The 26,464-nt window shown below is 70.1% G+C and carries 26 protein-coding genes; 9 read left to right on the plus strand and 17 right to left on the minus strand.

Features of this window, described 5'->3' with window-relative positions:
* Positions 1-84: 84 nt before the first annotated feature.
* From EDD28_RS05940 to fdrA, 6 genes are all read right to left on the minus strand, one after another.
* Complete coding sequence (locus EDD28_RS05940; protein WP_123738766.1) at positions 85-771, minus strand: GntR family transcriptional regulator; 687 nt, start codon at positions 769-771, stop codon at positions 85-87.
* A gap of 89 nt (positions 772-860) precedes the next feature.
* Positions 861-1,796: a carbamate kinase gene (locus tag EDD28_RS05945; RefSeq protein WP_123738767.1), complete on the minus strand. Its 936-nt coding sequence runs from the start codon at positions 1,794-1,796 to the stop codon at positions 861-863.
* A gap of 115 nt (positions 1,797-1,911) precedes the next feature.
* Positions 1,912-2,433, minus strand: coding sequence for a DUF1097 domain-containing protein (locus tag EDD28_RS05950; protein WP_170169366.1), 522 nt, complete (start codon positions 2,431-2,433; stop codon positions 1,912-1,914).
* 13 nt (positions 2,434-2,446) lie between these two features.
* Entirely contained in the window at positions 2,447-3,361 is a 915-nt protein-coding gene (locus tag EDD28_RS05955; protein ID WP_123738769.1) for an oxamate carbamoyltransferase subunit AllH family protein, read from the minus strand.
* Positions 3,362-3,378: 17 nt separating this feature from the next.
* Positions 3,379-4,800, minus strand: a complete 1,422-nt coding sequence (locus tag EDD28_RS05960) for a YlbE family protein (RefSeq protein ID WP_123738770.1) — start codon at positions 4,798-4,800, stop codon at positions 3,379-3,381.
* 16 nt (positions 4,801-4,816) lie between these two features.
* Positions 4,817-6,343: an acyl-CoA synthetase FdrA gene (gene fdrA, locus EDD28_RS05965; RefSeq protein ID WP_123738771.1), complete on the minus strand. Its 1,527-nt coding sequence runs from the start codon at positions 6,341-6,343 to the stop codon at positions 4,817-4,819.
* Positions 6,344-6,715: 372 nt separating this feature from the next.
* On the opposite strand from fdrA, the gene EDD28_RS05970 reads away from it, so the two are divergent.
* Positions 6,716-7,810: a fatty acid desaturase family protein gene (locus EDD28_RS05970; protein ID WP_123738772.1), complete on the plus strand. Its 1,095-nt coding sequence runs from the start codon at positions 6,716-6,718 to the stop codon at positions 7,808-7,810.
* 22 nt (positions 7,811-7,832) lie between these two features.
* On the opposite strand, the gene EDD28_RS05975 is transcribed toward EDD28_RS05970, so the two are convergent.
* The 8 genes from EDD28_RS05975 to EDD28_RS06005 all read right to left on the minus strand — a co-directional run bounded on the left by EDD28_RS05975 (position 7,833) and on the right by EDD28_RS06005 (position 15,685).
* The gene (locus EDD28_RS05975; RefSeq protein ID WP_123738773.1) at positions 7,833-8,594 is read right to left on the minus strand and encodes a class I SAM-dependent methyltransferase; all 762 of its coding nucleotides are present in this window, start codon (positions 8,592-8,594) and stop codon (positions 7,833-7,835) included.
* A gap of 135 nt (positions 8,595-8,729) precedes the next feature.
* Positions 8,730-9,710, minus strand: coding sequence for a glycoside hydrolase family 130 protein (locus EDD28_RS05980; protein WP_123738774.1), 981 nt, complete (start codon positions 9,708-9,710; stop codon positions 8,730-8,732).
* A 4-nt stretch (positions 9,711-9,714) separates the two neighbouring features.
* Positions 9,715-10,551: a carbohydrate ABC transporter permease gene (locus EDD28_RS05985; RefSeq protein ID WP_123738775.1), complete on the minus strand. Its 837-nt coding sequence runs from the start codon at positions 10,549-10,551 to the stop codon at positions 9,715-9,717.
* On the minus strand, positions 10,552-11,460 hold the full coding sequence (locus EDD28_RS05990; protein WP_123738776.1) for a carbohydrate ABC transporter permease: 909 nt from the start codon (positions 11,458-11,460) through the stop codon (positions 10,552-10,554).
* A 3-nt stretch (positions 11,461-11,463) separates the two neighbouring features.
* On the minus strand, positions 11,464-12,756 hold the full coding sequence (locus tag EDD28_RS05995) for an extracellular solute-binding protein (protein ID WP_123738777.1): 1,293 nt from the start codon (positions 12,754-12,756) through the stop codon (positions 11,464-11,466).
* Between the two features lie 11 nt (positions 12,757-12,767).
* On the minus strand, positions 12,768-13,799 hold the full coding sequence (locus tag EDD28_RS06000) for a LacI family DNA-binding transcriptional regulator (protein WP_123738778.1): 1,032 nt from the start codon (positions 13,797-13,799) through the stop codon (positions 12,768-12,770).
* A gap of 411 nt (positions 13,800-14,210) precedes the next feature.
* A complete protein-coding gene (locus EDD28_RS18055) occupies positions 14,211-14,342 on the minus strand; it encodes a hypothetical protein (protein ID WP_281272545.1) in 132 nt (43 codons plus the stop codon).
* Positions 14,339-15,685 (minus strand): MFS transporter, encoded by a 1,347-nt coding sequence (locus EDD28_RS06005; RefSeq protein WP_123738779.1) that lies wholly within the window; start codon positions 15,683-15,685, stop codon positions 14,339-14,341. The genes EDD28_RS18055 and EDD28_RS06005 overlap by 4 nt, the downstream gene beginning before the upstream one ends.
* 40 nt (positions 15,686-15,725) lie before the next feature.
* On the opposite strand from EDD28_RS06005, the gene EDD28_RS06010 reads away from it, so the two are divergent.
* The 3 genes from EDD28_RS06010 to EDD28_RS06020 all read left to right on the plus strand — a co-directional run bounded on the left by EDD28_RS06010 (position 15,726) and on the right by EDD28_RS06020 (position 18,155).
* Positions 15,726-16,307 carry a sugar O-acetyltransferase gene (locus tag EDD28_RS06010; protein ID WP_211339121.1) on the plus strand — a complete coding sequence of 194 codons (582 nt, stop codon included), beginning with the start codon at positions 15,726-15,728 and terminating at the stop codon, positions 16,305-16,307.
* A 5-nt stretch (positions 16,308-16,312) separates the two neighbouring features.
* Positions 16,313-16,867, plus strand: coding sequence for a TetR/AcrR family transcriptional regulator (locus tag EDD28_RS06015; RefSeq protein WP_123738780.1), 555 nt, complete (start codon positions 16,313-16,315; stop codon positions 16,865-16,867).
* Positions 16,868-17,519: 652 nt separating this feature from the next.
* Positions 17,520-18,155, plus strand: a complete 636-nt coding sequence (locus EDD28_RS06020) for a rhomboid family intramembrane serine protease (RefSeq protein WP_211339122.1) — start codon at positions 17,520-17,522, stop codon at positions 18,153-18,155.
* A 98-nt stretch (positions 18,156-18,253) separates the two neighbouring features.
* Here EDD28_RS06020 and EDD28_RS17275 read toward each other — a convergent pair whose 3' ends face one another.
* Entirely contained in the window at positions 18,254-18,493 is a 240-nt protein-coding gene (locus tag EDD28_RS17275; protein ID WP_170169293.1) for a hypothetical protein, read from the minus strand.
* 53 nt (positions 18,494-18,546) lie between these two features.
* Complete coding sequence (locus EDD28_RS06025) at positions 18,547-18,993, minus strand: hypothetical protein (RefSeq protein WP_123738781.1); 447 nt, start codon at positions 18,991-18,993, stop codon at positions 18,547-18,549.
* 418 nt (positions 18,994-19,411) lie between these two features.
* Here EDD28_RS06025 and EDD28_RS17135 point away from each other — a divergent pair, with 418 nt between their 5' ends.
* The 5 genes from EDD28_RS17135 (at position 19,412) to EDD28_RS06050 (ending at position 24,535) form a co-directional block, all read left to right on the plus strand.
* Positions 19,412-20,803, plus strand: coding sequence for an ABC-three component system protein (locus EDD28_RS17135; protein WP_148059560.1), 1,392 nt, complete (start codon positions 19,412-19,414; stop codon positions 20,801-20,803).
* Entirely contained in the window at positions 20,800-21,276 is a 477-nt protein-coding gene (locus EDD28_RS17140; RefSeq protein ID WP_148059561.1) for an ABC-three component system middle component 2, read from the plus strand. The genes EDD28_RS17135 and EDD28_RS17140 overlap by 4 nt, the downstream gene beginning before the upstream one ends.
* Positions 21,273-23,144: an ATP-binding protein gene (locus EDD28_RS06040; RefSeq protein WP_148059562.1), complete on the plus strand. Its 1,872-nt coding sequence runs from the start codon at positions 21,273-21,275 to the stop codon at positions 23,142-23,144. Before EDD28_RS17140 ends, EDD28_RS06040 begins: the two co-directional genes overlap by 4 nt.
* A 385-nt stretch (positions 23,145-23,529) precedes the next feature.
* Complete coding sequence (locus EDD28_RS17665) at positions 23,530-24,102, plus strand: metallophosphoesterase family protein (RefSeq protein WP_211339123.1); 573 nt, start codon at positions 23,530-23,532, stop codon at positions 24,100-24,102.
* 226 nt (positions 24,103-24,328) lie between these two features.
* Positions 24,329-24,535, plus strand: a complete 207-nt coding sequence (locus EDD28_RS06050; protein WP_123738785.1) for a hypothetical protein — start codon at positions 24,329-24,331, stop codon at positions 24,533-24,535.
* Positions 24,536-24,950: 415 nt separating this feature from the next.
* Here EDD28_RS06050 and dnaB read toward each other — a convergent pair whose 3' ends face one another.
* The gene (dnaB, locus tag EDD28_RS06055; protein ID WP_123738786.1) at positions 24,951-26,345 is read right to left on the minus strand and encodes a replicative DNA helicase; all 1,395 of its coding nucleotides are present in this window, start codon (positions 26,343-26,345) and stop codon (positions 24,951-24,953) included.
* Positions 26,346-26,464: the final 119 nt, after the last annotated feature.

Genomic DNA, 26,464 nt, shown 5'->3' on the forward strand with positions numbered 1-26,464 from the left:
CCGGTCCGGGCGGACCCACGCGGCTCCGACGAGCCAGCCGGCCCGACGAGCCAGCCGGCCCGACGACTCAGCCGGCCCGACGACTCAGCCGGCCAGGTCGCTCAGCACGGCCATCGCGACGGCGCGGCTCGTCTCGACGTGCCGCACGGCCAGCTCACCGGCCAGCTCGACGTCGTGGCTCGCGATCGCCTCGCAGATCTCGCCGTGCTCGGCGTGGATGAGCTCCGGCCGGCCGTTCTGCCGCAGCAGCCAGCCGAGCCGCCCCTTGAGCGGCGCGAGGACGGTGCTCAGCACGTCGTTGTCGGCGATCTCGACGATCTTGTCGTGGATCGCGTTGTTCGCGCGGTTGAGCGCGACGGTCTCCCCGGCCTCGAGCGAGGTCCGCGCGCTGACGACGAGCGCGCGCAGCTCGGCGACGTCCTCGGGGCGCGCGCGGGCGGCGGCGAGGCGCGCGGCCAGGACCTCCAGCGCGAGCCGCACCTCGAAGATCTCGACCACCTCGCGGTGCGTGATGCGCCGGACGGTGACGCCCTGGCGCGGCCTGCTGGTGAGCAGCCCCTCGCCCTTGAGGATGTTGATCGCGTCCCGGACCGGCAGGCGCGAGACGCCCAGCTCCTCGGCGATCGTGCGCTCCACCAGCCGGTCGCCGGGGTGGAGGCGCCCGTCGAGGATCCAGTCCCGCAGGACGGTCGTCACCCGGTCCCACAGCAGGGGGTCGGGGGCGTCGGGCGCGGGCCCCCCGGGGGTCAGCACGGCGCTCGACTCACTCATGGCGGGTCGATCGTATCGCCATCACCCCCGGCCCGCCGGGGCCGGCCGCCGGGATCGACCGGGCCGACCCCGGCGGCCGGGTCAGCCCGTCACGGGGCGACGTACCGGATGCCCTCGGGGATCCCCTGGCGGATCTCCGTCCCGACCGTGCGCTCCAGCAGCTCCGTCAGCCGGTCGAGCGGACCGATGAGCGCGCGACCGCCGTGCTCGGCCACCCGGATCGCGGCGTCGACCTTCGGCTTCATCGAGCCCTCGGCGAACGCGAGCTGGCCGATGGCCTCGGGCGTCGCCTCGAGGATGTCCCGCTGCTCCGGCGTCCCCCACGCCTCGCTCACGTAGTCGCCGTCCGTCAGCATCACGAGCGTGTCGGCGCCGAGCTCGACCGCGAGCGCCGCGCTCGCGAGGTCCTTGTCCACGACGGCCTGAAGGCCGGTCTCGCGTCCCCGGTCGTCGATCTTCACGGGCACGCCACCGCCCCCGACGCAGACGACGAGGTGGCCGGCGTCGAGCATCTCCCGGACGATGTCGACCTGGGCGATCCGGACCGGGTCCGGGGACGGCACGACCCGGCGGAAGGCGCCGCCGTCCCGCGCGATGGTCCAGCGGTACTCCGCCGCGGCCTCGGCCGCGTCCTGGGCCGAGTAGGTCGGGCCGATGAGCTTGGTCGGGTGCTGGAAGGCCGCGTCGTTCTCGTCCACGACCGTCGTCGTGAGGACGGCGACGACGTCCCGGTCCCCGCCGAGGGCGTTCTTCAGCTCCTGCTGGACGACGTAGCCGATCATCCCCTGCGTCTCCGCGCCGAGGATGTCGAGCGGGTAGGCGGCGACGTCGCGGTAGGCGAGGTTCTGCAGGGCGAGCAGGCCGACCTGCGGGCCGTTGCCGTGCGTGAGCACGACCTCGTGCTGCCGGGCGAGCTCCGCGAGGGTCTGGCAGGTGGCCTTGACGTTGATCCGCAGGCGATCGGCGGTCATGGGCTCCCCGCGTCGGGAGAGGGCGTTTCCGCCGAGGGCGACGACGACGCGCATGAGGTGGTCCTTTCGGTGGGGCGGGCCGGGCACGGTTCGACGCACGCCGGGGACGGGCGCGCCGGTGACGCGCCGGGTGGGGGGTGGTAAGGCGCGCCGGTGACGCGCCGACGGGTCAGGGGACGGTGATCTCCTCGAGGACCGGCTCGGGGCCGACGAGTCGCTCGCCGGCGAGGCGGCCGAGCTCGGCGCAGGCCAGGCCGAGGAGCGCCCCCGCGACGAGGGAGCCGAGGAGCGTCCACAGGTGGGCGCCGGTCCAGTCGCCGTTCTCGACCACGGCCAGGTAGCCGAACGTCGAGTAGCAGCCGACGAAGATGCCGGGGACGAACGCCAGCCACTTCACGGCGCCCATGAGGACGATGAGGCCGACGACGACGCCGACCGCCAGCCCGGTCCCGACGTTCCCGCCGATCGGGGCGCTGCCCCAGAGCATGAGGAAGGCGGTGAGGACGCCGACGAGCACCGTCGCCAGCGTCATGGGCAGCGCCTCGCTCATCCTCGAGCGGCCGCAGGCGAAGTACGCGGTGCAGGCGGCGAAGCCGATCCAGACGGACAGGTTGGCGTAGCCGGCGAGCCCGGCCCAGGCGCCGCAGAGGATACCGGTCACCACGGCGGCGGCGACGAGCTTCTTGTTCACGATGACTCCTACGTCACAGCGGTTGTCGGATGGGGGTGTGGGTGAGGACGGTGAGGGCGTCCACGAGCCCGACCAGGGCATCGGTGCCCGAGGTCGAGCCGATGGCCGCGGCGCGGGCGAAGGTCGCCGCGAGCCCGGACGACCCGGCGGCGGCACCCGTCGCCACGGCGGCCGCGGCCGCCAGGTCCTCGTGCAGTCGTGCGTCGCACGCGGCGAGGAGGAAGGCGCGGCTGACGGGCGTGGTGGCGCCGTCGTCGACGAGGACCGACCGGATCGCGGCGACGACGGGGGCGAGCGGCGACTCCCGCCCGTCGGACGGGAGGTGGAGCAGCGCCGCGACGACCCCGACGAGGTAGTCGTCGCCCGAGGGGGTGAGCCCGACGCCGAGGCCGACGAGTCCCGCGACCGCCGGCCGAAGGGTCTCGGGCGCGGCGGGGCCATCGAGGCACGGGCGCAGGGCCCGCCGCAGATCGGCCGCGCCCGCGTGGAGCCGCCGGTGCAGCGCGACCTCCCCCGCGCCCGGATCGGGACCGGGCCGGAACGAGCCCGGTCGCGCGCAGGCCGCGAGCGCCGCCCGCAGCCGGTCCGCGGTGACCGGGTCGCCCGCCCGGGTCGCGCCGGACGGGGCGGGCGCGACCCGGCACGAGAACGTGCTCGCCCCGCGCGCGTCGACGTCGAGCCCGGGCGCCCGGACCCAGCCCCGCGCGATCTCGACCTCGGCGCCCGGCGCCAGCAGCTGCAGCCGGGGCACGTCGGTCACCAGGACGCCGGGGGCGCGGCGTCCGGTGGCGGCGAGCAGCGTCAGCACGTCGTCGTCGACCTCGAGGTTGACGGCGTGGGCAAAGCTCGACGCCACCGTGGCCCGCGCCCCGAGCCGGAGCGGTCGCTGCCAGACCTCGTCGGCGCGCAGGCCACGGTGGACGGTCATCGCCGGACGCGCCGCGGTCAGCCGGCGATCGAGTCGGCGAGCGCGACGATCGCCTTCTCGAACACCTCGAACGGCGGGTTGACCAGGCCGGTCCCGATCATCCCGATGCCGGCCTCCTTGTGCGCGATGGCGGTGTTGATGATGGGCAGCTCGCCCGTCTCGATCACCTTGACCACGTCGATGCCCGTGCAGATCCCGCGGAAGTTGAGGATCGGGATGGTCAGGTTCGGGTTCGTCGTCGTGGTGATGTGCAGCATGTCCTTGGAGTAGGCGAGCGCCTCGTCCACCGTGCCGCCGACCAGCGGGACGATCGCCGGCGCCGCCGCCATGGCGAAGCCGCCGATGCCGTAGGTCTCCGTGATCGCCGAGTCGCCGATGTCGAGCCCGGAGTCCTCCGGCTTGTAGCCGGCCATCATCGGGCCGAGCACCTGCTGGGCGGGACCCGTGAACCACTCGAAGCCCGGGAAGCTGGACGCCCGGATGCCGAACTCGGTGCCGTTGCGGCACATGGTCGTGACGATCGTCGAGTCCGCGACGCCGTGGGCCGCGTCCATCGCGCACTTCGCGACCGCCATCCAGGTGGGCCCGGAGAAGTAGTCGCTCGACGCGATGAACTCGAAGACCTTCTTCTTCTCCTCGATCGGGAAGTCGGTCATGAGCATGTGCGGCGCGAGCGCCTGGAACAGCAGCACCGTCCCGGCGATGTTGCGGTTGTGGTCCTCGTCGCCCATGTGGAGCGCCTGGGCCAGCATCGAGCGCAGGTCGATCTCGCCCGCGAGCTCCATCGCCTGGGCCAGCATCGGGCCCATGACGTCGCGCATCCAGACGAGCCGGTCGATCACCGACTGGTCGTTCGCGCCCATCCGGAGGATCTTGGCGAGCTGCTCCGAGAGGTTGGTGTAGGCGACGTTGCCGTGCGTCTTGTTCTCCACGACGTGCATGTACATCGAGGCGGACGTGACGCCGGCCATCGAGCCGACGCAGTCGTGCTCGTGGCAGGGGGAGAACACGACGCCGCCGCTGGCGGCCACCTCCTCGGCCTCGGCGATGTCCTTGGCGAGGCCCTCGAACACGATCGCGCCGGTCACGGCGCCGCGCATCGCGCCGCACATGTCCTCCCACGCGATGGGCGGACCGGCGTGCAGGATCGTGTTCGGCGTCATGCCGGGCACGACGTCGAGCGCGCGGCCGAAGCCGACGAGGACCGGGTGCGCGTCGATGATGCGCCGGACGACCTCGTCGTTCGCCGCCTTCACCCGGGCGGCGACCTCGGGGGCCTGGAGGCGGGCAAGCGCGTCCCGCACCTGCGGGGAGTACTCGCGCGGCGGGGTCCACTCGACCTGGACCGCGCCGGCGCCCTGCGCCTCCACGTCGGTGGCGAAGGAGGCCAGCCCGACGTTCACGACGTCGAGCCGCTGACCGAACAGTTGGTTGGACATGGGTGGGTACCTTCTCTCAGCTGATCATCTCGAGGGCCACGTCCGCGAGGTCGATCACGTCGTCGACGACGTGGACCCCGCGGGCCGTGAGCGCGGCCACCTGAGCCGCCTTGTTCTGGGGGTCGCGGTCCGTGCCGAGCACGTACGCGACGATCTCGAGCGGCCGGTCGGCGGCCCGCGCGGCCGCCTGCGCCTGCTCGAGGGCGGGGAGCAGCGCCCCGACCGGGTCCGGGTGCGAGCCGTAGCCGAGCTCCACGTCGAGCACCAGGACGGCGGTCGCCGGGTCCGCGGCCTGCTCGAGGATCGCGGCGTTGCGGATGGTCGGGTCGATCATCGGGTGCGGTCGGCCCTGCGTGTACTCGTCGGCCCCGAGGTCGATGAGCAGGTGGCCGGACCGGGACTCGGGCGTGATCGCGAACCGCTGGTCCTTGGCCACGTTCGAGCGGGTCGTGTCGGGGTAGCGGCGCTTGACGGCCTGGAACACCTCGTCGCACACCGTCCCGCCGCAGAACAGCCCGCGCAGGTCGGTCTGCTCCGGGAGCCGGGCGGCGCGGATGCCCTCGACGTCCACCTCGAGGTGCCCGACCGGCGGCAGCTCGCCACCGCCGGTCACGACGGAGACGGCGGCGCGGGCCGCGTCGCGCGTGGTGGCGACGAACGTGACGTTCGACGGCAGCTCCTCGGGCTCGGCCGCACCGATGAAGCAGACGACGACGGGGGTGGCGAGCTCGGCCGCAGCCGCGAGGACGCGCGCGGCGACCGCGGGCGCCGGGGGCTTCGACAGCAGGACGATCACCTCGGTGCCGGGGTCGGCGTCGAGCATCCGCATGCCGTCGAGCATCATGATCCCGCCGATGGCCTCGGACAGGTCACGACCGCCGACGCCGATGAGCTGGCTGACGCCCGAGCCGAGCGCGTCGATCCGGACGGAGAGCTCCTGCGAGCCCGTCCCGGACGCGCCGACGACGCCGACCGGTCCCCGGTTCACGACGTTCGCGAAGCACAGCCCCGTGCCGTTGATGATCGCCGTCCCGCAGTCGGGGCCCATGACGAGCAGGCCCAGCTCGTGCGCGCGGCGCTTGAGGTCCAGCTCGTCGTCCACCGTGACGTTGTCGGAGAAGATCAGCACGTTGCGGCCGGCCGCGAGCGCGGTGCGCGCCTCGTCGGCCGCGTACTCGCCCGGGACCGAGATGATCGCGAGCGATGCGCTCTCCTCGTTCTCGTACGCCTGCCGGGACGTGCGGTACGTCGTCTCGGTCGGAGCTGCGACACCGAGCGCGCGCAGCTCCTCGACCGTGACCAGCGCCTCGTCGCAGAGCTCCTCGGTGGCGCACTGGACGACGATGATCTGGTCCCGCGGCGTGGCCGCCTCGACCTCGGGCGTCGAGAGCCCGACCTCCGCGATGACCTGCTTGTTGAGGTTCGTGCCCATGCCGATCATGGCCTGGTCGACGATCTCGAGCTGGTTCACCTTGGTGGACAGGGCCATGAGGGACATCGAGTCGGCGTACGTGTTCGCCTTCACGACAGCCTTGATGTGCATAGTTCTTGTCTCCTTCGACGCGGGTCCGCAGGCGCAGGGGGGTCTGCGCGCGCTCGGCGTGACCGGACCGGTCACCTGCTCGCCGGATCAGTGTAGGGATTTTGGTATACCAAACGCCATAGGTCCAAGGTCCCGGGTCGTCGCGCCGCCGTACAGGCGTCGTTCGACGCCGAGAGGCGCGGTACGACGGCGTCGGAGGGGTGCGGCGACGCGGACGTCGGGCCGCGAGGGCGGCGAGCCAGCGACGAGCGAGCCCCGGACGGCCTACCTACGCTTGCGTAGGTCATGGGCTACGGTGGACGGGACGGAGCGTTCGCTCCGCATCCTCACCGTGGCGGCTGGCAAGTCGATCACCAGCGAAGCCGGGAGACCATGCCGACCGCTACCCCCATCGCCGCACCGGGCGGAACGGCCGTCCGCGAGCCGCGCAACGCCGTCGTCAGCACCTACACCGCCCTGTCGAAGCAGGTGCGCGACGCCGGCCTCCTGGCCCGCGCGACCGGCTACTACCTGTGGCTGGTCGCCGTCCTCACGGCGTGCCTGGCCGGCCTCGTCGCCGGGTTCGTCCTGCTCGGCCACTCCTGGTTCCAGCTCCTCGTGGCGGCGGCGCTCGGCGTCGTCCTCACGCAGTTCGCGTTCGTCACCCACGAGATGGCCCACCGCGTCGTGTTCGCCTCCGGGCGCACGAACGACCGCTGGGGCCGGTTGATGGCGAACGCCCTCGTCGGCATCTCCTACACGTGGTGGATGAGCAAGCACACGCGCCACCACGCCAACCCGAACCACGTGGGCAAGGACCCGGACATCGAGCCGGACACCATCCTGTTCCTCGAGGAGGACGCGGCGAAGCGCACGGGGCTCCTCGGCTGGCTCACCCGGTTCCAGGGCTACGCGTTCTTCCCGCTGCTCACGCTCGAGGGCCTCAACCTGCACGTGACGTCGATCCGGTCCGTCGCGGCGAACGAGAGCGGCCGCACCCGCGTCATCGAGCTCACGACGATCGCCGCCCGGCTCGCGATCTACCTCGGCCTCGTGCTCTGGGCCCTGCCGCTCGGCATGGCGTTCGCCTTCCTCGGCGTGCAGCTCGCGGTGTTCGGCGTCTACATGGGGGCGGCGTTCGCGCCGAACCACAAGGGGATGGCGATCATCCCCGCCGGCAGCAAGCTCGACTTCCTGTCCAAGCAGGTGCTCACCTCGCGCAACATCCGGGGCGGCCGGGTGATGAACGTCCTCATGGGCGGCCTCAACTTCCAGGTGGAGCACCACCTGTTCCCGAGCATGGCGCGCCCGCACCTCATCGCGGCGAGCAAGCTCGTCCGGGCGCACTGCGCCGAGCTGAAGATGCCGTACACCGAGGTCTCGCTGGTCGAGTCCTACCGGATCGTCGTGGCGTACCTCAACCGGGTGGGCCTCGGCGAGCGCAACCCGTTCGACTGCCCCACGTTCAACACGCTGCGGCGCGTGTAGCCGGAGTTCGCCCGGGCGCGGCTCACGGCAGCCGGTACACCGAGACGTGGCTGCGCGAGTCGGCGGTGAACGTGCTCCGGTCCCAGTCCGCCCAGCGGTGCTCCAGCTCCAGCCCGGCGAGCCGGGCCATGAGGTCGAGCTCGCTCGGCCAGGCGTAGCGGTGCGGGGACCTCGTGATCCGCGCCTCGCGACCGCCGCCGAGGTCGGGGTCGAACCCGACGTGGTGGGAGACGACGAGCTGGCGCAGCGCGTCGTAGGTGTCCACGAGCAGGTACCCCGGCTCGCTCACCTCGACCGTCGCTCCGTGCCCCGCCGGCAGGGCGCGCAGCTGCGGCACCCACAGCTCCACCACGAACCGGCCGCCAGGTCGCAGGTGCCGCGCCGCGTTGCGGACGCAGGCCACCTGCTCGTCCTGGGTGAGCAGGTTCGAGATCGTGTTGAACACGAGGTAGACGAGCGCGAACCCCTCGCCGACCCGCGTCGTCGTCATGTCGCCCTGGACGACGGGGAGCCGCTCGTCGTCGATCTTCTCGCGCAGCCGCGCGATCATCGCGTGGCTCAGCTCGACGCCGACGACGGGGACGCCGGCCTCGACCAGCGGGATGGCGACGCGACCCGTCCCGACGGCGAGCTCGACGGCCGGGCCGCCCTCGGCCAGGTCAGCGAGCGCCGCGACCGTCGGGCCGATCACCTCCGGCGCGAACATGCCCTCGCCCGGCGTGTCGTAGGCGCGCGCCGTCTCCACGTCCCACAGGAGCTGCTGGTCGATGCTCGGCTGACTCATCGGCCCAGCCAAGCAGAGCCGGACGAGCGGCGGCCAGGGGATTCCACCGGCCCCCCTCCGACATCGGGGTGGATCGCACCGCGAGAGACGATGCGATCCACCCCGATGTCGGAGCCAGGAGGGGCCGGGTCGGCCTCAGTCGCGCAGCGACGCCCCCCAGGGCTGCGCCGGGTCGTGGACCGCGACGGCGAGCGTCGTGTCCGACTGGCCGTAGTACGCGAACCACGTCCCCTTGAACTTCACCAGGCCCTCGACGAACGTGACGTTGGAGACGAGCCCGTTGAGGTCCTCGAACGTCTGGGGCGCCAGCCACGGCACCTGCATCCGGGCGAGCACGGTCGTCGGGTCGTCGGGGTCGATGACCACCTGGCCGCAGCGGTAGTCGACGTCGACCGTCCCGTCGGGGTTGACGGTCCGGGTCGCGCCGTTGGTGAGCATGAGCAGCAGGCCGTTGTCCGTCAGCACGGGAGACGTCCCGATCTCGACCAGGTCCTCGTCGAACGAGCCCGGTGTCGGGGAGTACATCGGCTCCGTGTCCGGCGTGCCGGGCGTCCAGTGGACGAGGTCGTCGCTGGTGGCCCAGTAGATCGCCCCCTCGCCGAAGTACATCCACCACTTCCCGTGCATCCTGACCGGGACGATGACCCCGGCCTTCGACCAGTTGAACCCGCGTGGGTCGACCGTCGCAAAGGTGTCGAAGTCCTCGAACAGCGGGCCGTGCTTGGTCCACGTGCGCAGGTCCGTCGACGTCGCAAGGCACAGCTGCGCGCTGCGCCGGTCCCACCCGGTGTACGTGAGGTAGTACGTGCCGTCGATGAGGGCGATCCGCGGGTCCTCGACGCCGAACAGCTCGTAGTCCTCGCTCGGGGAGAGGATCGGCTCCTCCTCGCGCTCGAAGTGCAGGCCGTCCCGGCTCCGCGCGAGCCCGACGTGCGACACGATGTCGTCGGCGTGCGCCCGGTAGAGCAGGATCACCTCGTCACCGTCGACCAGCGCCGCCGGGTTGTAGAGGTTCGCCGACTCCCAGCTCCCGCCGCGGGGCCTCAGGATCGGGTTCCCCTCGTACGGAACGAACGGACCCAGCGGGAACGTCGCCCCGGAGAACATGGTGTGCATCGGATCATCCCTTCACGGCGGCACCGATGTCGGCGGCCTTGAAATAGCGTTGGAAGACACAGAACAGAACGACGACCGGGAAGGCCAGCGTCGTCGCGCCCGCGAGGATCGCCCCGTTGGGGTTGGCTGTCGACTGGGCGACGTTCGAGATGTAGTTCGCCAGCGACACGGCCAGCGGCTGCATCGAGGCGTCCTTGGTGATGAGGAAGGGCCAGAGGAACTCGTTCCAGGGCCCGATGAACGTCACGAGGATCACCGTGACGAGCGCCGGCCGCACGAGCGGGACGGCGATCCGGGTGAGGATGCCCAGCTCGCCGGCGCCGTCGATCCGGGCCGCCTCGAACATCTCCCGCGGGAGCGCGCGGAAGAACTGGGTGAAGATGAAGACGGCGGTGGTGTTGATCGCGAACGGCAGGATCATCCCGAGGTAGGTGTCCCCCAGGCCGTAGCCGCGGGTGATCTGGACGTACAGCGGGATCATCAGGAGCTGGAACGGCACCATCTGGACCAGGAGCATGAGCACCCAGACGACGCCGCGACCGCGGAAGTCCAGCCGGGCCAGCGCGTACCCGGCGAGGAGGCCGAACACCACCGTGCCGAGCAGCACACCGAGCGTGAACACCAGCGAGTTGAGCAGCGAGCCGACGAGGTCGATCCGCGAGTCGATGTTCGTGAAGTTCTGCGTCGTCCAGCCCGACGTCGGCAGCAGCCGGTCGGGGCTGTTCGTCGGGTTCTCCTGGAAGGCGCCGACGAGCATGAAGTAGAACGGGAACGCGAACACGAGCGCGGCCGCGCCGAGCAGGACGTACCGGACCCAGCCGAACCGGGAGCCTCTGGACATTCAGCTCTCCTTCGACACGCGGTTGGCGGCGAGCGACAGCATCCCGACGACGATGACGAGCAGCAGCCCGATCGCCGAGGCCGTGTCCGGGTTCTGCTGCTGGATGCCCTGCTGGTAGATCAGCAGGACGGGGGTGACCGACGCGCCGTCGGGGCCACCGCCGTTCGTCAGCAGGTAGGGCTCGGTGAACAGGTTGGCGCCGGTGATGATCGCCAGCACGAGGACGAGCGCCGTCGCGGTCCGCACCCCGGGCACGGTGATGTGCCGGAACCGCTGCCAAGCGTTCGCGCCGTCCGTCATCGCCGACTCGTGCCGCTCCCGCGGCACGTTCTGCAGCGCCGCGAGGTACAGCAGGATGTAGAAGCCGAGCTGTTTCCACGTCACGTACAGGGCGATGGTCGGCATCGCGAGGGCCGAGTTGATGAGCCACGACGGGTCGGGCGCGAGCGGCCCGAGGATCGTGTTGACGAGGCCGCGCGAGGAGAACAGGAGCATCCACACGCCGACGAGCGAGACGCTCGCCGTCAGGTACGGGACGTAGAAGGCGACCCGGAACGCCGCGGCCCACCGCACGCCGGCGTCGAGCGCCGTCGCGAGGACGAGCGAGGCGACGACGGTCAGCGGGACGTTGATGACGAGGAAGACGCCGATGTTCTTGAACGACTCCAGCACCTGGGGGTCGCCGAGCACCTTGGCGAAGTTGGCCAGCCCGACGAACGGCTTGTCCACCTCGACCCCGGGCGCGGTGAAGAAGTAGTCGTGGAACGCGATGTAGATGGCGAACCCGAGCGGGTAGGCGAAGATCGCGACGACGAACACGAGGTACGGCAGGGCGAAGAGCGACCCGATCGGCTGCGCACCCCACCACCTCGGGCGTGAGGCGCGCAGCCGGGTCGAACCGGAGGACATCGGTCAGTCCTTGACGAGCGCGTCGATCTCGGAGGCGGCGGTCGCCAGGAAGTCGTCGACCGACTGCGTCGCGAAGATGACGCCGGAGGAGTACTGGTCGCGGAACTTCTGCCACACCTCGACCGAGTTCGGGATGCTCGGCACGTCGGCCACGCGCTCCGCCTGGTCGGCGAAGGCCCTGTAGTCGGGGTTCTGCTCGAAGTAGTCGGCGTAGGTGGTCGCCAGGTCCGTGCGCAGCGGCATCTGCCCCGTCGCCTCCAGGAGCTGGCCGTCGGCCTCGACGCTGGTCGAGAACTTGAGGAACTCCCACGCCGTGTCGGGGTTCTTGCACGCGGTGAACATGGAGACGTTCTTGGAGTCGGCGAAGGTGACGACGTCCTGCCGGCCGTCGGAGGTCGGGACCGGCATGAACCCGACGTCGACCGAGTCGGCGTAGGAGGCGATGGCCCACGGCCCGGCGAGCTGCATCGCGGTGCTGCCAACGGACATCGCGTCGTCCGTCGAGGCCTCCTTGGGGGCGAGCCCCTCGGCGTAGACGGTCGCCCAGAAGTCGGCGACGGCCTTGCCGTGCTCGTCGTCGAAGGTGCTGGCGCCGTCGACGACGAGCTGCGTCCCACCGGTCTCGGCGAGGTAGAGCGGGTAGAAGTCGAACCACGGCTGGTAGAACTCGTTGGTCGGCGAGGGCCAGATGGCGCTCACCAGGCCCGAGTCCACGAGCGCCTTCGACCCCGCGAGGAAGGAGTCGTAGGTCTCCATGCCGGGGTTCTCCGGGTCGAGACCGGCGGCCTCGAACAGCGTCTTGTTGTACATGACCATGACGGGGTTGGACTTCCAGGGGAGCTGGTAGAAGCCGCCGTCGGTCTCATAGGCCGCGGCGTTCTCGCCGCTGCGCTCGGTGATGTAGCTCTCGCCGTCGCTGAACGTCGACAGGTCGACGAGGCCGCCCTGGCGCACCCAGCCGGAGACGGCGGCGGTCGCGATGTTGTAGACGAGGCACGGTGCGGTGCCGGCGGTGATCGCCGCCGTGATCGCCTCCTCCGACGAGGACCCGGCGGGGATCTCCTGGGCGGTGACCTTCTCGTCGGGGTGCTCGGCGTTCCAGGCCTCGACGACGGCCTTGCCCCAGGCCACCTCGTGCTCGTTGTTGGACAGCCAGACGTCGATCGGCCCGGTGCCGCCGCCGGCGTCGCCGCCGTTGCCTCCCGTGCCGCCACCGTCGCCGGTGCAGCCGGCGAGCCCGGCGACGGCGAGCAGCGCTGCGCCCCCGATGGCGGCGGTGGTGCGTGTGAACCTCATGGGTGTCTCCTTCAGACGGTGGTGCGTGCGGGCGCGTCGGTGCTCTCCCGCAGGACGAGCTGGTTGCAGTCGACGGTGATCGACCGCGGCTCCTCGCCGGCGATGTCGGCGAGGAGCCGGCGCGCGGCGACCTCCCCGCGACGGCGTGGGGCGGTGGCGACGCTGGTGAGCGCCGGGCTGAGGTGCTCCGACAGGTGATCGTCGTCGAACCCGGCGACGGCGAGGTCGTCGGGGATCGCGAGACCCTGCGCGCGGGCGTAGGAGTAGCCGGCGATCGCCATCGTGTCGTTCGCGTACAGGATGGCGGTCGGCCGCTTCGGCAGGGCGAGGAGCTCGGCCGTCGCGCGACGGCCGCTGCCGGCGCTGAAGTCGCCCTCGCGCAGCAGCTCGGGGGTGCCCGAGCCGGCGAGGTAGGCCTGCGCGCGGGCGCGCGAGTGCACGTAGTCGAGCGGGCCGGCGACGTGTGCGATCCGGCGGTGGCCCTGCCGGCGCAGGTGCGCGATCAGCTCAAGCACCGGGGAGGCGTCGTCCGTGCGGACGCAGGAGAACCGGGTGCGGTGCGGGTACGCGCCGAGGAGCACGGCCGGCAGGCGGAGCGTGGTGAGCAGCTCGACGCGCCAGTCGTCGCGGTGCAGGTCGAGGACGATGACGCCGTCGGCGCGGCCGTGCTCCATCGCGCGGTAGGCGCGCTCCTCGGCGGTGCGGTTCGCGACCACCTGCAGGACGAGGGCGATCTCCTGCTCAGCGAGCACGGACTCGACGCCGGCGATGAACGCCGGGAAGAACGTGTCGGACGCGAGGATCTCGGGCTGGCGGGCCAGGACGATGCCGACGGCGTTGGCGCGGTGGGTGGCGAGCGCCCGGGCGCTCGAGCTCGGCACCCAGTGCAGGTCGCGCGCCGCGGCGAAGACCCGCTCCTTCGTGGCGGTGGAGATCGTCCGCTTCCCGCTGTAGGCGTGCGAGACGGTGGCCTTGGAGACGCCGGCGACGCGAGCGACGTCGCTGATCGTCGGAGAGGCTGCCGCGCGCCGCTGGGAGGTCATGTCCGTCAACGTAAGTTCGTCCGCGAACGGAGGTCAACCGGTTTGACGGAGTTTGGTTGGAGGTGGATTCGAGCGGTGTGAGACGGACTGCGACGGAGATGGGGCCGCGACGGAGCCGGCGCGGGTCGGGTGCGGCGGCCGGTGCAGCCGACGTGGGAGGTCCGGCGCAGGTCCGTGCGGGGCCGGGCGCGGGTCCGGTGCGGCGGCCGCGCGGGAGGGCGCGGCTGCGGGCGGCGTGTCCGCCCCGGGCCGACGCGAGGGCGACCCGGCGGGTCAGTCCGCGGGCGGCGCGGCGGGTCAGGTCCGCGGGCGGCGCGGCGGGTCAGGTCCCCGGGCGGCGCGGCGGGTCAGGTCCCCGGGCGGCGCGGGGCCGCGGGCGTCGCGGCCGTCCGGCCGGTGCACCCGCCTCGCTCAGGTGTGCCGCGTGAGGTCGTCGGTGCGGCCCGCCTGCTCCCGCGCCCGGACGCGCCCGGGGGCGAGGTCGTCGCGCCTCGCGCCGGAGAGGCCGGCGAGCATGAGCCGACGCTGCTCGTCGCTGGTCATCGCACGGCGTCGTCGGGTGCGGTGTCGGGACGGGCGTCGTCGAGCGAGGCGGGGACCGGCGTCGGGCGCGCCGAGGCGAGCAGTCGGGAGCGGACCGAGAGCGCCGCGAGGGCCAGCGCCAGGAGGGCGACCACGAGCAGGATCGCCGTGCGCAGCCCGTGCTGCTCCCCCAGCAGGCCGAGGACGGGCGGACCGACGAGGAACGCGAGGTAGCCGGCGGTCGCGACCGCGCTGACGCGCTCGTGCGGCCGGTCGGGGTCCTCGCCGGCGACGGAGATCGCGACCGGGAATCCCAGCGAGGCGCCCAGCCCCCAGAGCGCGACCCCGCCGACGAGGACGGCCGGGTGGGGTGCGTACGAGACGAGAAGGACGCCGACCGCCGACGTCACGACGCTCGCGACGAGCACGCGCGGGCTGCCCATCCGCGCCACGAGGACCTGCCCGGAGAAGCGGCCGATCGTCATGACGGCGGCGAACGCGGCGAACACCATCGACCCGCCCGCCTCGGACAGGCCGAGCCCGTCGACGGTGAGGAGCGGTAGCCAGTCGTTGGCCGACCCCTCGGCGAACGCGAGCGCGAGGAGGGCGACGCCGAGCAGCACGAGGGCGGGGTCGCGCCAGACCGGCCGCCCGTCGGGAACCGGGACCGGCACGGCGCCGGGCGTCGCGCGATCCCGGGCGGCGCCGGGTGGCTGGTCCCCGACCACCGCATCGACGGTCGCGTCGACGACCGCGACGCCCACGACCGGGTCGCCCGCGACGGCCCGTCGGCCGAGGGAGGCCTCGGGCAGCCCGCGCACGGCCCAGCCGGCGAGCGCGACCATCACGGCGGCGCAGCCGAGCAGGTGCCACGGGACCGGCACCGATGCGGCCGTGAGGACGATCCCGACGAGGGCGCCCACGAGCGTCCCGAGACTGAACGACCCGTGCTGCGCCGGCAGGACCGGACGGCGCAGGCGACGCTCGAGCTCGGCCCCGTCGATGTTGAGGGCGATCTCGCCGGACCCGCTGCCCATCCCGAACAGCGCCAGGCCGGCGAACACCGTCGGGGCCGAGCCGGCAGCCGCGCCGAGCGCCACGACGGCGACCCCGGCGGCGAGGAACCCCGCGCCGGCCACGATGACGCGCCGGGTTCCCGCCCGGCGCACGAGGGGACCGCCGGCGAGCACCCCGGCCATCGAGCCGACGGACAGCCCGAACAGGACGAGGCCCATCGTCGCCGTCGAGGCACCGAGCCCGTCGCGGACGGCCGGCGTGCGGGTGACCCACGCGGCCATGCCGATGCCGACGACGAAGCTGAGCGTGAACAGGGACAGGCGCCACCGGGCGAGCTCGCGAGTCATGAGATGTACGATCGTACACGAGACTGGTACGGTCGTACACATGACGGATCCCTTCGCCGACGACCCCCGATCCCAGCGGGAGCGCATGCTCGCGGGCGACCTCTACATCGGCGGCACCGACCCCGAGAGCAACCGCATCGCCCAGCGGGCCGTCCATCTCGCCGACGCCTACCGCCGCGCGTCCGTGGCCGACGAGGCGGCGGCACGCGGCCTGCTGGAGGAGCTGCTCGGCAGCCTGGGCGACGGCGCGTTCGTCAAGCCGCCGCTCTTCGTCGACTACGGCGAGAACATCCACATCGGCGCGCGCACGTTCGTGAACTACAACCTCGTCGCCCTCGACGTCGTGGACATCCGGATCGGCGAGGACTGCCAGATCGGGCCGAACGTCCAGCTCCTCAACCCGACCCACCCGATCGAGCCCGGTCCGCGCCGGGACAAGCTCGAGGCGGCGGAGCCGATCACGATCGGCGACAACGTGTGGCTCGGCGGCGGCGTGATCGTCTGCCCCGGCGTCACGATCGGGGACAACTCGGTGATCGGCGCCGGCTCCGTCGTGACGCGCGACGTGCCGGCGAACGTCGTCGCCGTCGGCAACCCGGCCCGGGTCATCCGGGAGATCTGACGACGATGGCCGCGACCAGCCCGCGCGGACCGGCCGATCCCGGCCGGCGGGACCGGATCGTCGAGGCGACGCTGGAGGTGATCGCCGCCGCCGGCGTTGCCGGGGCGTCCCACCGCAGGATCGCGGCCGCCGCGGGGGTGCCGCTGGGGTCGATGACGTACTACTTCACCGGGATCGAGCAGGTGCTCCGGGAGGCGTTCACGCGGTACGCCGACCGTGCGGCCGACGCGTTCGACGCCGCCCTCGACCGCGCCACGACACCCGCCGAGGCGCTGGACGTCGTGGCGGAGACCATCCTGCGGTCCGGACCCGACCACGGCGGCGACGCCGTCGTTGCGTACGAGCTCTACACGCTGGCGGCGCGCGAGCCCGCCTTCCGCGACATCACCGAGCGCTGGATGGCCCGGAGCCGAGCGGCGCTCGAGCGGCACCTCGACCCGCTCACCGCGCGGCTGCTCGACGCCCTGATCGAGGGCCTCTCGGTGCACCGCACGCTCGACCGCGATCCGGTCGACGCGGCCGACGTGGTCGAGGCCGTCCGCCGGCTCGCCCGCGGCTGAGGCGGGCGGGGCGGGGCACCGGGCGCGGTCCGGCCGTCACGAGCCCGCCGCCACTGTCGACGACATCGTCGGTGGCCCCCCGTCTGGGACGAGTACCTGGTGCCGATCCTCGAGCTCCTCGCCGACGGATCGACCGGCCCGCCGGCGCCCGCGCGAGCCCGCGGCCGACGCCCTCGACCTGCCAGCCGACGCCCGCGCTCCGGCACCGGCCCGGTCGGACGCGTTCGAGGCGACGATCGACCAGGACGCCCTCGGCCCCAGCCGCCTGCACCTGCGGGCGCGCTGCGAGGCACGGGACCTCGTCATCGACGGTCACGAGGTCGAGGCGTTCGTCGCGCGGGTGCGCGCAGGACGGGCGAGCAGCGGCGTGCTCGTGACGACCGCGCGGCTCGGGCCGGACGCTGACACGATCGCGAGCTGGGTGGCACCGGGGTGATGCTGATCGACGGGGATCGGCTCGGTCGGCTGCTCATCGAGCACCGGGTGGGCGTGGTCGTCGCGCGACGGCTCGACGTCGTCCAGGTCGACGACTCGTTCTTCGTCTGAGCCCACTGACCGGGTGTGTTCCGACCCAGTGCGTGTGAAAGACACACCCACGTGAGGGCAACGCACCCACTCCGTGCACGTTCGACGCGTGTGGAAGGCTGGCCGCATGCCCGACGCCTCTCGCTCTCAGCTCGGTGCCACGAGTCGGCGACGACTGACCACCGACATGGTGCGCGGAGCTCTTCTCGGCGTCGGTGTCCTCACGGGTCTCATGGTCGTGCTGCAGGTGGTGAACTGGCTCAGCGCGTCCTGGCTGACGCAGCACCTCGGGATCCGGCCGCGCACGTGGGACGGGCTCTGGGGGGTGCTGTTCGCCCCCGTGCTGCACGGCTCGTGGACGCACCTGTTCTCGAACTTGCTGCTCGTGGTGGTGCTGGGCTTCCTGGTCGCCCTGGACGGGGCGCGCCGGTTCGCAGCCGTGACGGCCGTGATCTGGTTCGTCAGCGGGCTGGGCGTCTGGCTCACGGCACCGCCGCACTCGGTCACGATCGGCGCGTCGATGCTCGTGTTCGGGTGGCTGGCCTACCTCGTGGTCCGCGGGTTCATGACGAGGGACGTGTGGCAGATCGTGCTCGGGGTCGTGCTCATCGTGACGCTCGGCGGGATGTTCTGGACCGGGATCGCGGTGGCGGCGTTCGGATCGAGCGCGGTGTCCTGGCAAGGGCACCTGTTCGGCGCGGCGGGCGGTGTGCTGGCCGCGGTGCAGGTGGGGCGCGCGGGTCGTGGGCGGACGACCGCGTAGCGAACCGCGCTACGGTCGCGTCATGACCAGCCCGACCGATCTCCCACCCCGCCCACCGTGGCGGGTGTGGTTCACGGATCGGAGAGCACATGGCTCATTCACCCCATCGGCAGCACAAGGGCTGCCAGCGCTGCAAGCCCCACAAGAATCGGCGTCACGGCCGCGCCGTCCGCGAGCCCTGGAGCGTTCTGCGCAAGCTCGGCAAGCGTCGCCGCCTGAGCCGCGGGGAGCTCGGCGACTGAGCAGAACGGCCGCCGCCGGTCGTCGTCCGGCGGGCGCAACCCGCCGGACGACGGCACGGCGTAGCCGGGCCAGCGGTCGTATGCACCGTTCGACACCTGGATCTCGAAGCCTCGCCATCAGCCCCGTTCGGGGTTGACCTGCGTCGACGTCAGCTACGAGCGCGGAACGCCCCCACGAGCACCAGGACGACACCGGCGGCGCCCAGCACCACGTAGCCCACGATGTGGAGGAACCCCACGTACGGGCCGACGGTGAACTCGCCGACCGCGCCGTCGGCCACCGCGCCGTCGACGGTGCAGACGACGTGGATCGTCCCCGCGGTCGTCTGCTCGAAGGATCCGCTGGAGCTCCAGCGCCTCGGAAGCAGGAGACCCTGCTGCGTCATGTCCGGACGGACGCGAAGCTCGCTGCCGTCCGGCAGCGTGCCCTCGCACTCGACCTCGCCCCACCGGAACCCGGGCGAGGTGTACAGCGCGTACTCGCCCTTCCCGACCTCGGTCACCAGCTCCGAGCCGAGCGGGACGGGCGTCGCGACCCTCATGCCGGGCAGCAGGAGCAGACCGATCAGGGCGACCAGCGCGACGGCTCCGAGCACCAGAGGAGTGACCCCTCGTCGGCGAGACACCATGACACCCCCGTGACACTCCGTGCGCGAGCCCATCCCGAGCGAACGGGCGTCGTCAGACTACCGACCGCGCCGGAGGAACGACCAGAGCCTCGTCTCCCGCTAGGAGAACCCGACATCCTCGCCGACGACGTGACCCGCACGGTCGCGTGGTCGCGCATGTCGACACGCAGCCGAGATGACCCTCAGTCAGCCGTCATCATGACTCACGCTGACGTCTCGGGGAGAGGGCGAGTCAACTGAGTTGCACACGCGGCCCGTCACCGATCGGTGCATCAGACGCCGGCGATGACTACTCGGCGATCTCTCCGCTACTGCGTAGGGAGCCCTTGAACGCCAGCGGCACGGCGCTCACGCCGTCGAGGTGAGGAGTCTCGAACGCTTGGACATGAGCGTGCGGCTCAGTCTGGACCTCGAGGCTCCCCTGCTGGAGGTGACAGAGTGCGACCACGGCACCACCCGTTTCGATGAGAACGAGGCTACCGCCGAGCGCTATCCACCCCTGCGGCAAGGCGCAGCCTTCCGACCTGTGCTGAGAACTGCCGGACACCGCGAGCCGCTGAGAGGGCGTGTGTGTCTCCTAGTAGTGTGGGCGGCATCGGCAGCGGCGCTGCTGCCTAACGGAACTGTCGGGCGCCCGGTCTCGCGCGTGTGGGGAGGAGGCGTTTACGCAGTGAACGCAAGGCCAACAGTGCAGCATTACCCGGCTCCTGTAGTAACCGAACTCGAAGCGCCTCCCGTACCGAGCGCGCCAACCTCTATCACTGGGCCGCGCTTAACTCCGGCGCAGCTCATCACCTTCTATTCGCCGGACGAGTGGGAGGATTTCATCCGCGAGTGGGCTGTCGCTGTTGGCGAGGCATACAGCCAAATCAAGCGACTGGGCGGTTCGAACGACAAGGGCGCCGACGTGGCGGCGTTCAAGACGGATCGAGGCTTTGAGGGCGAGTGGGATTGCTTCCAGGCGAAGCACTACGCGAAGTTGCTTGGGTGGTCAGACGCCTTCCCAGAGATACTGAAGATCTTTGTCGGGACCGTAAACGGCCACTACATCCTGCCGAGTGTTTACGCCTTCCTCTCCCCGAAGGGATGCGGCACCGGCCTAAACCGCCTCTTGAGCAAGCCGACAGATCTGCGGCAGAAATTCCTGGAGGAACTCGGTAGCGACAAGGGGGTCGCCGCGAGCCTCGATGCGTCACTGCGCGATCAGGTGCGAACACTTGCCGAAACAACGGACTTCGCAATGTTCAGGTCGGTGGAACTGGTGGATGCGATCGCCGCTCACCGGACGACGGCCTACCACGTGGCTCGATTCGGAGGCCCGTTGCCGCCTCGGCCGCCGGCTACCAGTGCACCTAGAGAGATCGGCGAAGTCGAGGCGCGCTACGTCGCTCAGCTGATGGACGTGTACCGCGAGGCAAATCCAACTGGCAGTCTCGCGCCCGACACGCTGCATACGGAACCTCGTCTTGCAGCGCATTTTCAGCGGCAGCGTGAATCGTTCTACGCTGCCGAGTCTCTGCGTCTCCACGCTCGGGACGCCGTGCCTCCGGGCACCTTCGAGGCACTGCAAGACGACGTGCACTCCGGTGTGATCGAAATCGCGGAAGCGGATCACGCCACTTCGATGACACGACTGACACAGGTGCTGCAGGCGTCTACCCAGATCGACTTGAGCGCCCACGCACTTACGACGATCTCGCGGACCGATGACCGTAAGGGCATCTGTCACCAGCTCGCTAACGAGGACCGCCTAACTTGGATGAGAGCAGACCCATGAGCAGCCCTCTCAATGGCCCCTTGGAGACGGCCATCCGCGCCTTGACGCTCCTCGCCGAGGCGTACCCGAGGAGCCTGGATTTGAACCAACTTGTTCTACTTGACCACGGTCTGCTGCACAGCGAGGATCTCGGGGGCCCCCCGAGCCTGCACCCACCTGTTCCGATCCGCTCCAGCGAGCTTGGAGTGAAGCGTCACCAACTCACGCTCGGACTTGAGGTGCTAACAAGAGTGGGACTCGCCGACATGAGTGCCGCAGCCGGCGGTATCCACTTCACGGCTGCTGAAGGGGCACATCCCTTCCTTAGCTTGCTGGAGACGCCCCATGCTCGCGCCTTGGCAGATCGAGCGACCTGGGCGGTCGACCGCTACGGAGAGCTTTCAGACGCCGGACTCCGAGATGCGATCCGTGAAGTGTCCGGACGATGGGCAGAAGAGTTCGAGAACTTCCTCGGTGGGGAGCAAGCAAGGTGAGCCGGCTGAGGTTGTTACACATCACTCTTTGGGGACCGAACGTACCGCTGTCGACGGTCGAGTTCGGTCCCGGGCTCACTCTCGTGCGCGGCCCGTCAGACACCGGCAAGTCCTTCATGGTGGAAGCAATCGACTTCATGCTCGGCGGCAAGTCACTTAAGGAGATACCCGAGCGAACCGGCTACTCCACTGTGCTGCTCGGGGTTGAGCTACCCACTGGTGAGACCGTGACGCTTACGCGCGGAGTTGCAGGTGGCGCTCTCACGCTCCACCGCTCCGATGTCCGCAGCGGACCGTTCTCAGTCCCGGGTGAGACTCTCTCGGCGAAGCACAACTCGAAGAGCGACGCGAATCTCTCGATGTTCTTGCTGAAGCAGCTTGATCTCGACAACTCACTGATTCGGAAGAACGCGCAGGGAGCAACCGTTTCGCTCAGCTTCCGGGATCTCGTACATCTCTGCATCATCGGCGAGACGAAGATGCAATCCGAAGTTCCGCCGGCGATCACGGGGCAATACACGACGAAGACGAAGGAGATCTCGGCGTTCAAGCTGCTCTTGGAGGCGGAGGACGACTCCTCGGTCGTCGCTACCCAAGGAGCACGGGAGGGTGTGCGGACGACTGGTGCGAAGATTGAGGTGATCGATCAGTTGCTGCGCGACGTCGAGGCGAAGCTCGTCGAGACTCCCGACGAAGGTGAGTTACGCGATCAACTGGCGCGGCTCAATGCCTCCCTCGCCGATCACACGTCCGCGGTGGAGGGCCTCCTCACGGAACGATCTGGACTCGTAAAGCAACTTCGTCGCTCACAGGAGGCTGTCCAAGAGGCGAGGACCGAGCTTTCAGAAGTTGGAGCACTCCAGGGCAGGTTTGGTCTTCTCAGTGACCAGTACGACTCGGATCTTAACCGTTTGGCGACGATTCGGGAGGCTGGTGTACTCCTTGGCTTCTTCACGCCCGGAAAGTGTCAGTTCTGCGGTGCGGAGCTCGCTGATCAGCAGTACAACCATGCTCACGGTGTCGACGGCACCGTGTTCGAGGAGTCAATCGATGCCGAGATCGCCAAGACCAGGGCGCTTCGCGCAGACCTTGCGCTCACCATGGAGGAACTGGTTCGACGCGGCGGACACGCGCGGGCATCCGGACGCGAGGCAGTTGCCCAAGTCGAAGCACTGGGCGTCAGACTCCGGGTGCTCGATGATGAGCTGAGCCCTGGGAACTCCCAGCTGCGCGAACTGATCGGGGTCAAGAGCGATCTCGAGAGGTCGCTCGCTCTGTACTCGCAGGCTGCCGAACTGACCCAACTTAAGGCTGCCCTCATCGATAGTACGCAGACAGATGCGACCGTCGTCTCCGCAGGCCTGAACCTCACAGCGCTCCGAGAGTTCTCCGCCGAACTGGCGAAGCGCCTTAGTGCCTGGGGGTACCCGGATGCGGCCTCTGTCCGGTACGACCGCGCCGAGCAGGACATCTTGGCGGACGATCAGTACCGGTCCGCACATGGGAAGGGGGTCCGAGCAGTCCTCCACGCGGCGTTCACTGTGGGGCTTGCGCAGTACTGCTTGGATCGCGACATCGCCCACCCCGGTTTCGTCGTGCTCGACTCGCCGCTAGTCACCTATCGCCCGCCCGGCCGCAACTCACCGGTGCAACTCGATCAGTCGCTTCCTGTAGGGATCGTCGCTGACTTCTACCGCGATATCCAGGCGAGTTTCGATGGACAGGTGATCGTGATGGAGAACCTGGACCCGACCGAGCCGCTCGGCCCGAATGCAGTCGATGTTGTCTTCACCAAGGAGATCGGAGTCGGACGCTACGGCTTCCTTCCGCCCAAGGGCTCCGCGAGGGCAGCCAAGATGGAGGATTAGCTCGGTCGGCGGTCGCGACCGGGAGCATGCCGGATGATCCCGTTCACGGCTTCGGTGCCGCCCTTGTTGGAGCGGCCGGTGGTGAAGTGGGCCCCACGTCGTTCACCGACCGGCAATCCCGCCGACCTGGACCCACGAATCGACTGACCACACTGAGACACGCCAGTGCAACGGAGAAGACCTGCGGATCGTGGAGCTGGCGCGGCTATTTCCGTCCGTTGCTGTCCTGCATGCGGTGTCCGGGGAGCGCGCTCGGCGGGGGCAAGGACGTTGCGGTGTCCGTGTGACCTGGCGTTCGGTGAGGTCGGGACCTCGAGCACTCTGCGGGGCACCGGGATGCTAAGGATCTAGTGATCAACTTCTGTCGGACTGGCACGATGCATCCGTGTCTCCACAACAGGTCCGTCTCGATCTCGACGAGATCGCCTACGTCGCCGCAGACCATCACTTCGGCCATGTTCGGATCGGGGAGCTCGCGGAGCGGCCGTTCGCGTCGGTCGCGGAGATGGACGCCGAGCTCGTGGCTCGGTGGAACGACGTCGTCGGCGCCGACGATGTGGTGCTTCACCTTGGTGACCTCGCGCTCGGGGACCTTGAGACGACACGCAGACCCCCCTTCAGCGCCCCGCGCCTCCGCGCGCTCGGCCTGGCTGAAGAGAGGACGGCCTCACGACCTCGCCGCCCAGCTGCTGGAGGCACAACCCCCACCGGACTCCATGCCTTGCGCACTGCCCGGCTGCTCGGAGCAAGTGGTGTGGGACGGTGGTCGCGGGCGGCCAAGCCTTTCCACAGCAGGGATTGCCGGGTGCGGTTCGGTCGCGAACGCGAACGCCTTGACAAGGAGATCGAGCTGATCCGGGCGGCACTTGAGGAGGCGCCTACAACGACGCCGAAGGGCCGGACGCTTCAGGCCGAGCTGGCCAGGAGAAGGTGGGCGGTGAGCTGGTACTCGACATAGGGGACCTTGTACCGAAAACGCATACCGTCGGCGGAGGCTCGAAGGCGCCGCACCCAGGCGGCGCGAGTACCCCACGGATACAGTCGACCCAGATCCAGACCGCGCCATGCCGCGAATCGTCTGGGCGTCAAGTAGTCCAGCCGACAGCCAGGGGTTCGAGAGCCACTTCCGCGCCGGCCTCCCACGGGTAAGTGACGGGTCGCTTCCTGCAGCACATGATCTCCAGATGAAGCGCGGCTCCCGGGTCGGGGTCGCGCTGTCCGGCTTCGTCGACGGGCGCGAGATGATCCAGAAGATGCGCAAGTCCCTCGGCGACAAGCGCCAGTTCCTCCCCGACGCCACCATCGACGAGTTCGTCACCCTCTACGACGACCTGCCCAAGAACCCCCGCGCTAAAGTCCTGCGAATAAGGCGTTCGGGTTCCAGCGCGTGACGGTCAAGCGTCCGATGCGACGACGCGGGGAAGTCACCGAGGGTTCAGCCATGTGACGTTTAGGCGCACTCGTGGCGCGAGGGTCCTCCCTACAAGCAGCATCCTCATCCCACCCGGGCACCCCAGCAAACTCGAGCGACCGTCCGTCGCAAGCATCGTGGGTAACGGCGAGGGATCTGCCCACATCCCCCCGCAGGCTGCTCCGCTGGATCAACTTGTTGCACGGTAAAGTCATGTTAACGATACGCCAACAATAGGCAATATCACTTGATCACGAGCGGAATTCGAACTAAGTTCGAGAGCCGACTGGATCATTTAGGTTAACTACCTGTCCCATGGGTCAACTCGGCTGCATGTCGACAGCGCGGGTGGCGACACGGCCGGGCGGCCGCCGCCGTCGTCCCGGCCGGACCGGCTACCAGCCGCCCCCACCACCGCCGCCGACGGACCCGTCCGACGGCATGTCGACGAACCGCGTGTAGTGGCCCTGGAACGCCACGACGATGTTGGCCGTGGGACCCGAGCGGTTCTTGGCCACGATGAAGTCGGCCTCGCCCTGACGCTCGGTCTCCCGGTCGTAGACCTCGTCGCGGTGGAGCAGGATCACCATGTCGGCGTCCTGCTCGATCGAGCCCGACTCACGAAGGTCGGACACCTGGGGCCGCTTGTCCGTTCGCTGCTCGGCGCCACGGTTGAGCTGGGACACCGCGATCACCGGGACCTCGAGCTCCTTGGCCAGCAGCTTGATCGCGCGGGAGAACTCCGAGACCTCCTGCTGGCGCGACTCCACGCGCTTCCCGCTCGTCATGAGCTGGAGGTAGTCGATCACCACGAGCTGGAGGTTGTGCCGCTGCTTGAGCCGGCGGCACTTCGCCCGGATCTCCATGAGCGTCATGTTCGGCGAGTCGTCGATGAACATCGGCGCGTCCGAGACCTTGCTCATCGTGTTCGCGAGCTTGTTCCAGTCGCGGTCCTCCATCGGACCCTGGCGCAGCTTCGACAGCGGCACCCCGGCCTCCGCCGCGAGCAGACGCGTCACGATCTCGTTCGCGCTCATCTCCAGGGAGAAGACGGCCGACGTCTTCTTGTGGTGGATCGACGCCGAGCGCACCACGTCGAGCGCCATCGTCGACTTGCCCATCGCCGGTCGCGCGGCCACGACGATCATCTGCCCGGGCTGGAACCCGTTCGTCAGCCGGTCGAGCTCGGCGAACCCCGTCGGGATGCCCGCGGTGTTCCCGCCGGGCTGGGAGGCGATCTCGATCTCCTCCATCGTCCCGGTGATGATGTCGCGCAGCAGCCGGTAGTCCTCGCTCGTGCGCCGCTCGGTCACGGCGTAGATCTCGCTCTGGGCCGAGTTCACCAGCTCGTCGACGGCGCCGCCGTCCGAGGCGTACCCGAGCTGGACGATGCGGGTCCCCGCCTCGACGAGCTTGCGCAGCACCGCCCGCTCCCGCACGATCCCCGCGTAGTAGCCGGCGTTCGCGGCGGTCGGGACGGACGAGATGAGCGTGTGCAGGTAGTCGTGCCCACCGGCGCGACCCAGCTCGCCCGTCTTGGCGAGCGCATCGGCCACGGCGACGACGTCCGTCGGCTGACCGCGCCCGTACAGGTCGACGATCGCCTCGAAGATCATCTCGTGCTGCGGCCGGTAGAAGTCGTTCCCGCGGATGGCCTCGATGACGTCCGCGATCGCGTCCTTGCTCAGCATCATGCCGCCGAGCACGCTCTGCTCCGCTGGCACGTCGTGCGGCGGGGTGCGCTCCTCCAGCGATCCGAAGGCGCGAAGATCCTCGTCCGTTGCCGTCACCGTTCGTCCTCCCGCCGTCGATCACCGTGCGTGTCGTTCACCTGAGTCAGTACACCTCGGGGGTCTGACATCCATCGCACCGGCCACGTCACCGTAGGCCCAGCGGACGCCCCGGGCAC

Source organism: Salana multivorans (assembly GCF_003751805.1).
Lineage (GTDB): Bacteria > Actinomycetota > Actinomycetes > Actinomycetales > Beutenbergiaceae > Salana > Salana multivorans.

Bases quoted from the DNA above. Each gene is read 5' to 3' on its own strand.
- EDD28_RS05940 (WP_123738766.1), bottom strand. From the start codon at position 771: ATGAGTGAGTCGAGCGCCGTGCTGACCCCCGGGGGGCCCGCGCCCGAC.
- EDD28_RS05945 (WP_123738767.1), bottom strand. From the start codon at position 1,796: ATGCGCGTCGTCGTCGCCCTCGGCGGAAACGCCCTCTCCCGACGCGGG.
- EDD28_RS05955 (WP_123738769.1), bottom strand. From the start codon at position 3,361: ATGACCGTCCACCGTGGCCTGCGCGCCGACGAGGTCTGGCAGCGACCG.
- EDD28_RS05960 (WP_123738770.1), bottom strand. From the start codon at position 4,800: ATGTCCAACCAACTGTTCGGTCAGCGGCTCGACGTCGTGAACGTCGGG.
- fdrA (WP_123738771.1), bottom strand. From the start codon at position 6,343: ATGCACATCAAGGCTGTCGTGAAGGCGAACACGTACGCCGACTCGATG.
- EDD28_RS05970 (WP_123738772.1), top strand. From the start codon at position 6,716: ATGCCGACCGCTACCCCCATCGCCGCACCGGGCGGAACGGCCGTCCGC.
- EDD28_RS05975 (WP_123738773.1), bottom strand. From the start codon at position 8,594: ATGAGTCAGCCGAGCATCGACCAGCAGCTCCTGTGGGACGTGGAGACG.
- EDD28_RS05980 (WP_123738774.1), bottom strand. From the start codon at position 9,710: ATGCACACCATGTTCTCCGGGGCGACGTTCCCGCTGGGTCCGTTCGTT.
- EDD28_RS05985 (WP_123738775.1), bottom strand. From the start codon at position 10,551: ATGTCCAGAGGCTCCCGGTTCGGCTGGGTCCGGTACGTCCTGCTCGGC.
- EDD28_RS05990 (WP_123738776.1), bottom strand. From the start codon at position 11,460: ATGTCCTCCGGTTCGACCCGGCTGCGCGCCTCACGCCCGAGGTGGTGG.
- EDD28_RS05995 (WP_123738777.1), bottom strand. From the start codon at position 12,756: ATGAGGTTCACACGCACCACCGCCGCCATCGGGGGCGCAGCGCTGCTC.
- EDD28_RS06000 (WP_123738778.1), bottom strand. From the start codon at position 13,799: ATGACCTCCCAGCGGCGCGCGGCAGCCTCTCCGACGATCAGCGACGTC.
- EDD28_RS18055 (WP_281272545.1), bottom strand. From the start codon at position 14,342: ATGACCAGCGACGAGCAGCGTCGGCTCATGCTCGCCGGCCTCTCCGGC.
- EDD28_RS06005 (WP_123738779.1), bottom strand. From the start codon at position 15,685: ATGACTCGCGAGCTCGCCCGGTGGCGCCTGTCCCTGTTCACGCTCAGC.
- EDD28_RS06010 (WP_211339121.1), top strand. From the start codon at position 15,726: ATGACGGATCCCTTCGCCGACGACCCCCGATCCCAGCGGGAGCGCATG.
- EDD28_RS06015 (WP_123738780.1), top strand. From the start codon at position 16,313: ATGGCCGCGACCAGCCCGCGCGGACCGGCCGATCCCGGCCGGCGGGAC.
- EDD28_RS06020 (WP_211339122.1), top strand. From the start codon at position 17,520: ATGCCCGACGCCTCTCGCTCTCAGCTCGGTGCCACGAGTCGGCGACGA.
- EDD28_RS17135 (WP_148059560.1), top strand. From the start codon at position 19,412: ATGAGCGTGCGGCTCAGTCTGGACCTCGAGGCTCCCCTGCTGGAGGTG.
- EDD28_RS17140 (WP_148059561.1), top strand. From the start codon at position 20,800: ATGAGCAGCCCTCTCAATGGCCCCTTGGAGACGGCCATCCGCGCCTTG.
- EDD28_RS06050 (WP_123738785.1), top strand. From the start codon at position 24,329: ATGAAGCGCGGCTCCCGGGTCGGGGTCGCGCTGTCCGGCTTCGTCGAC.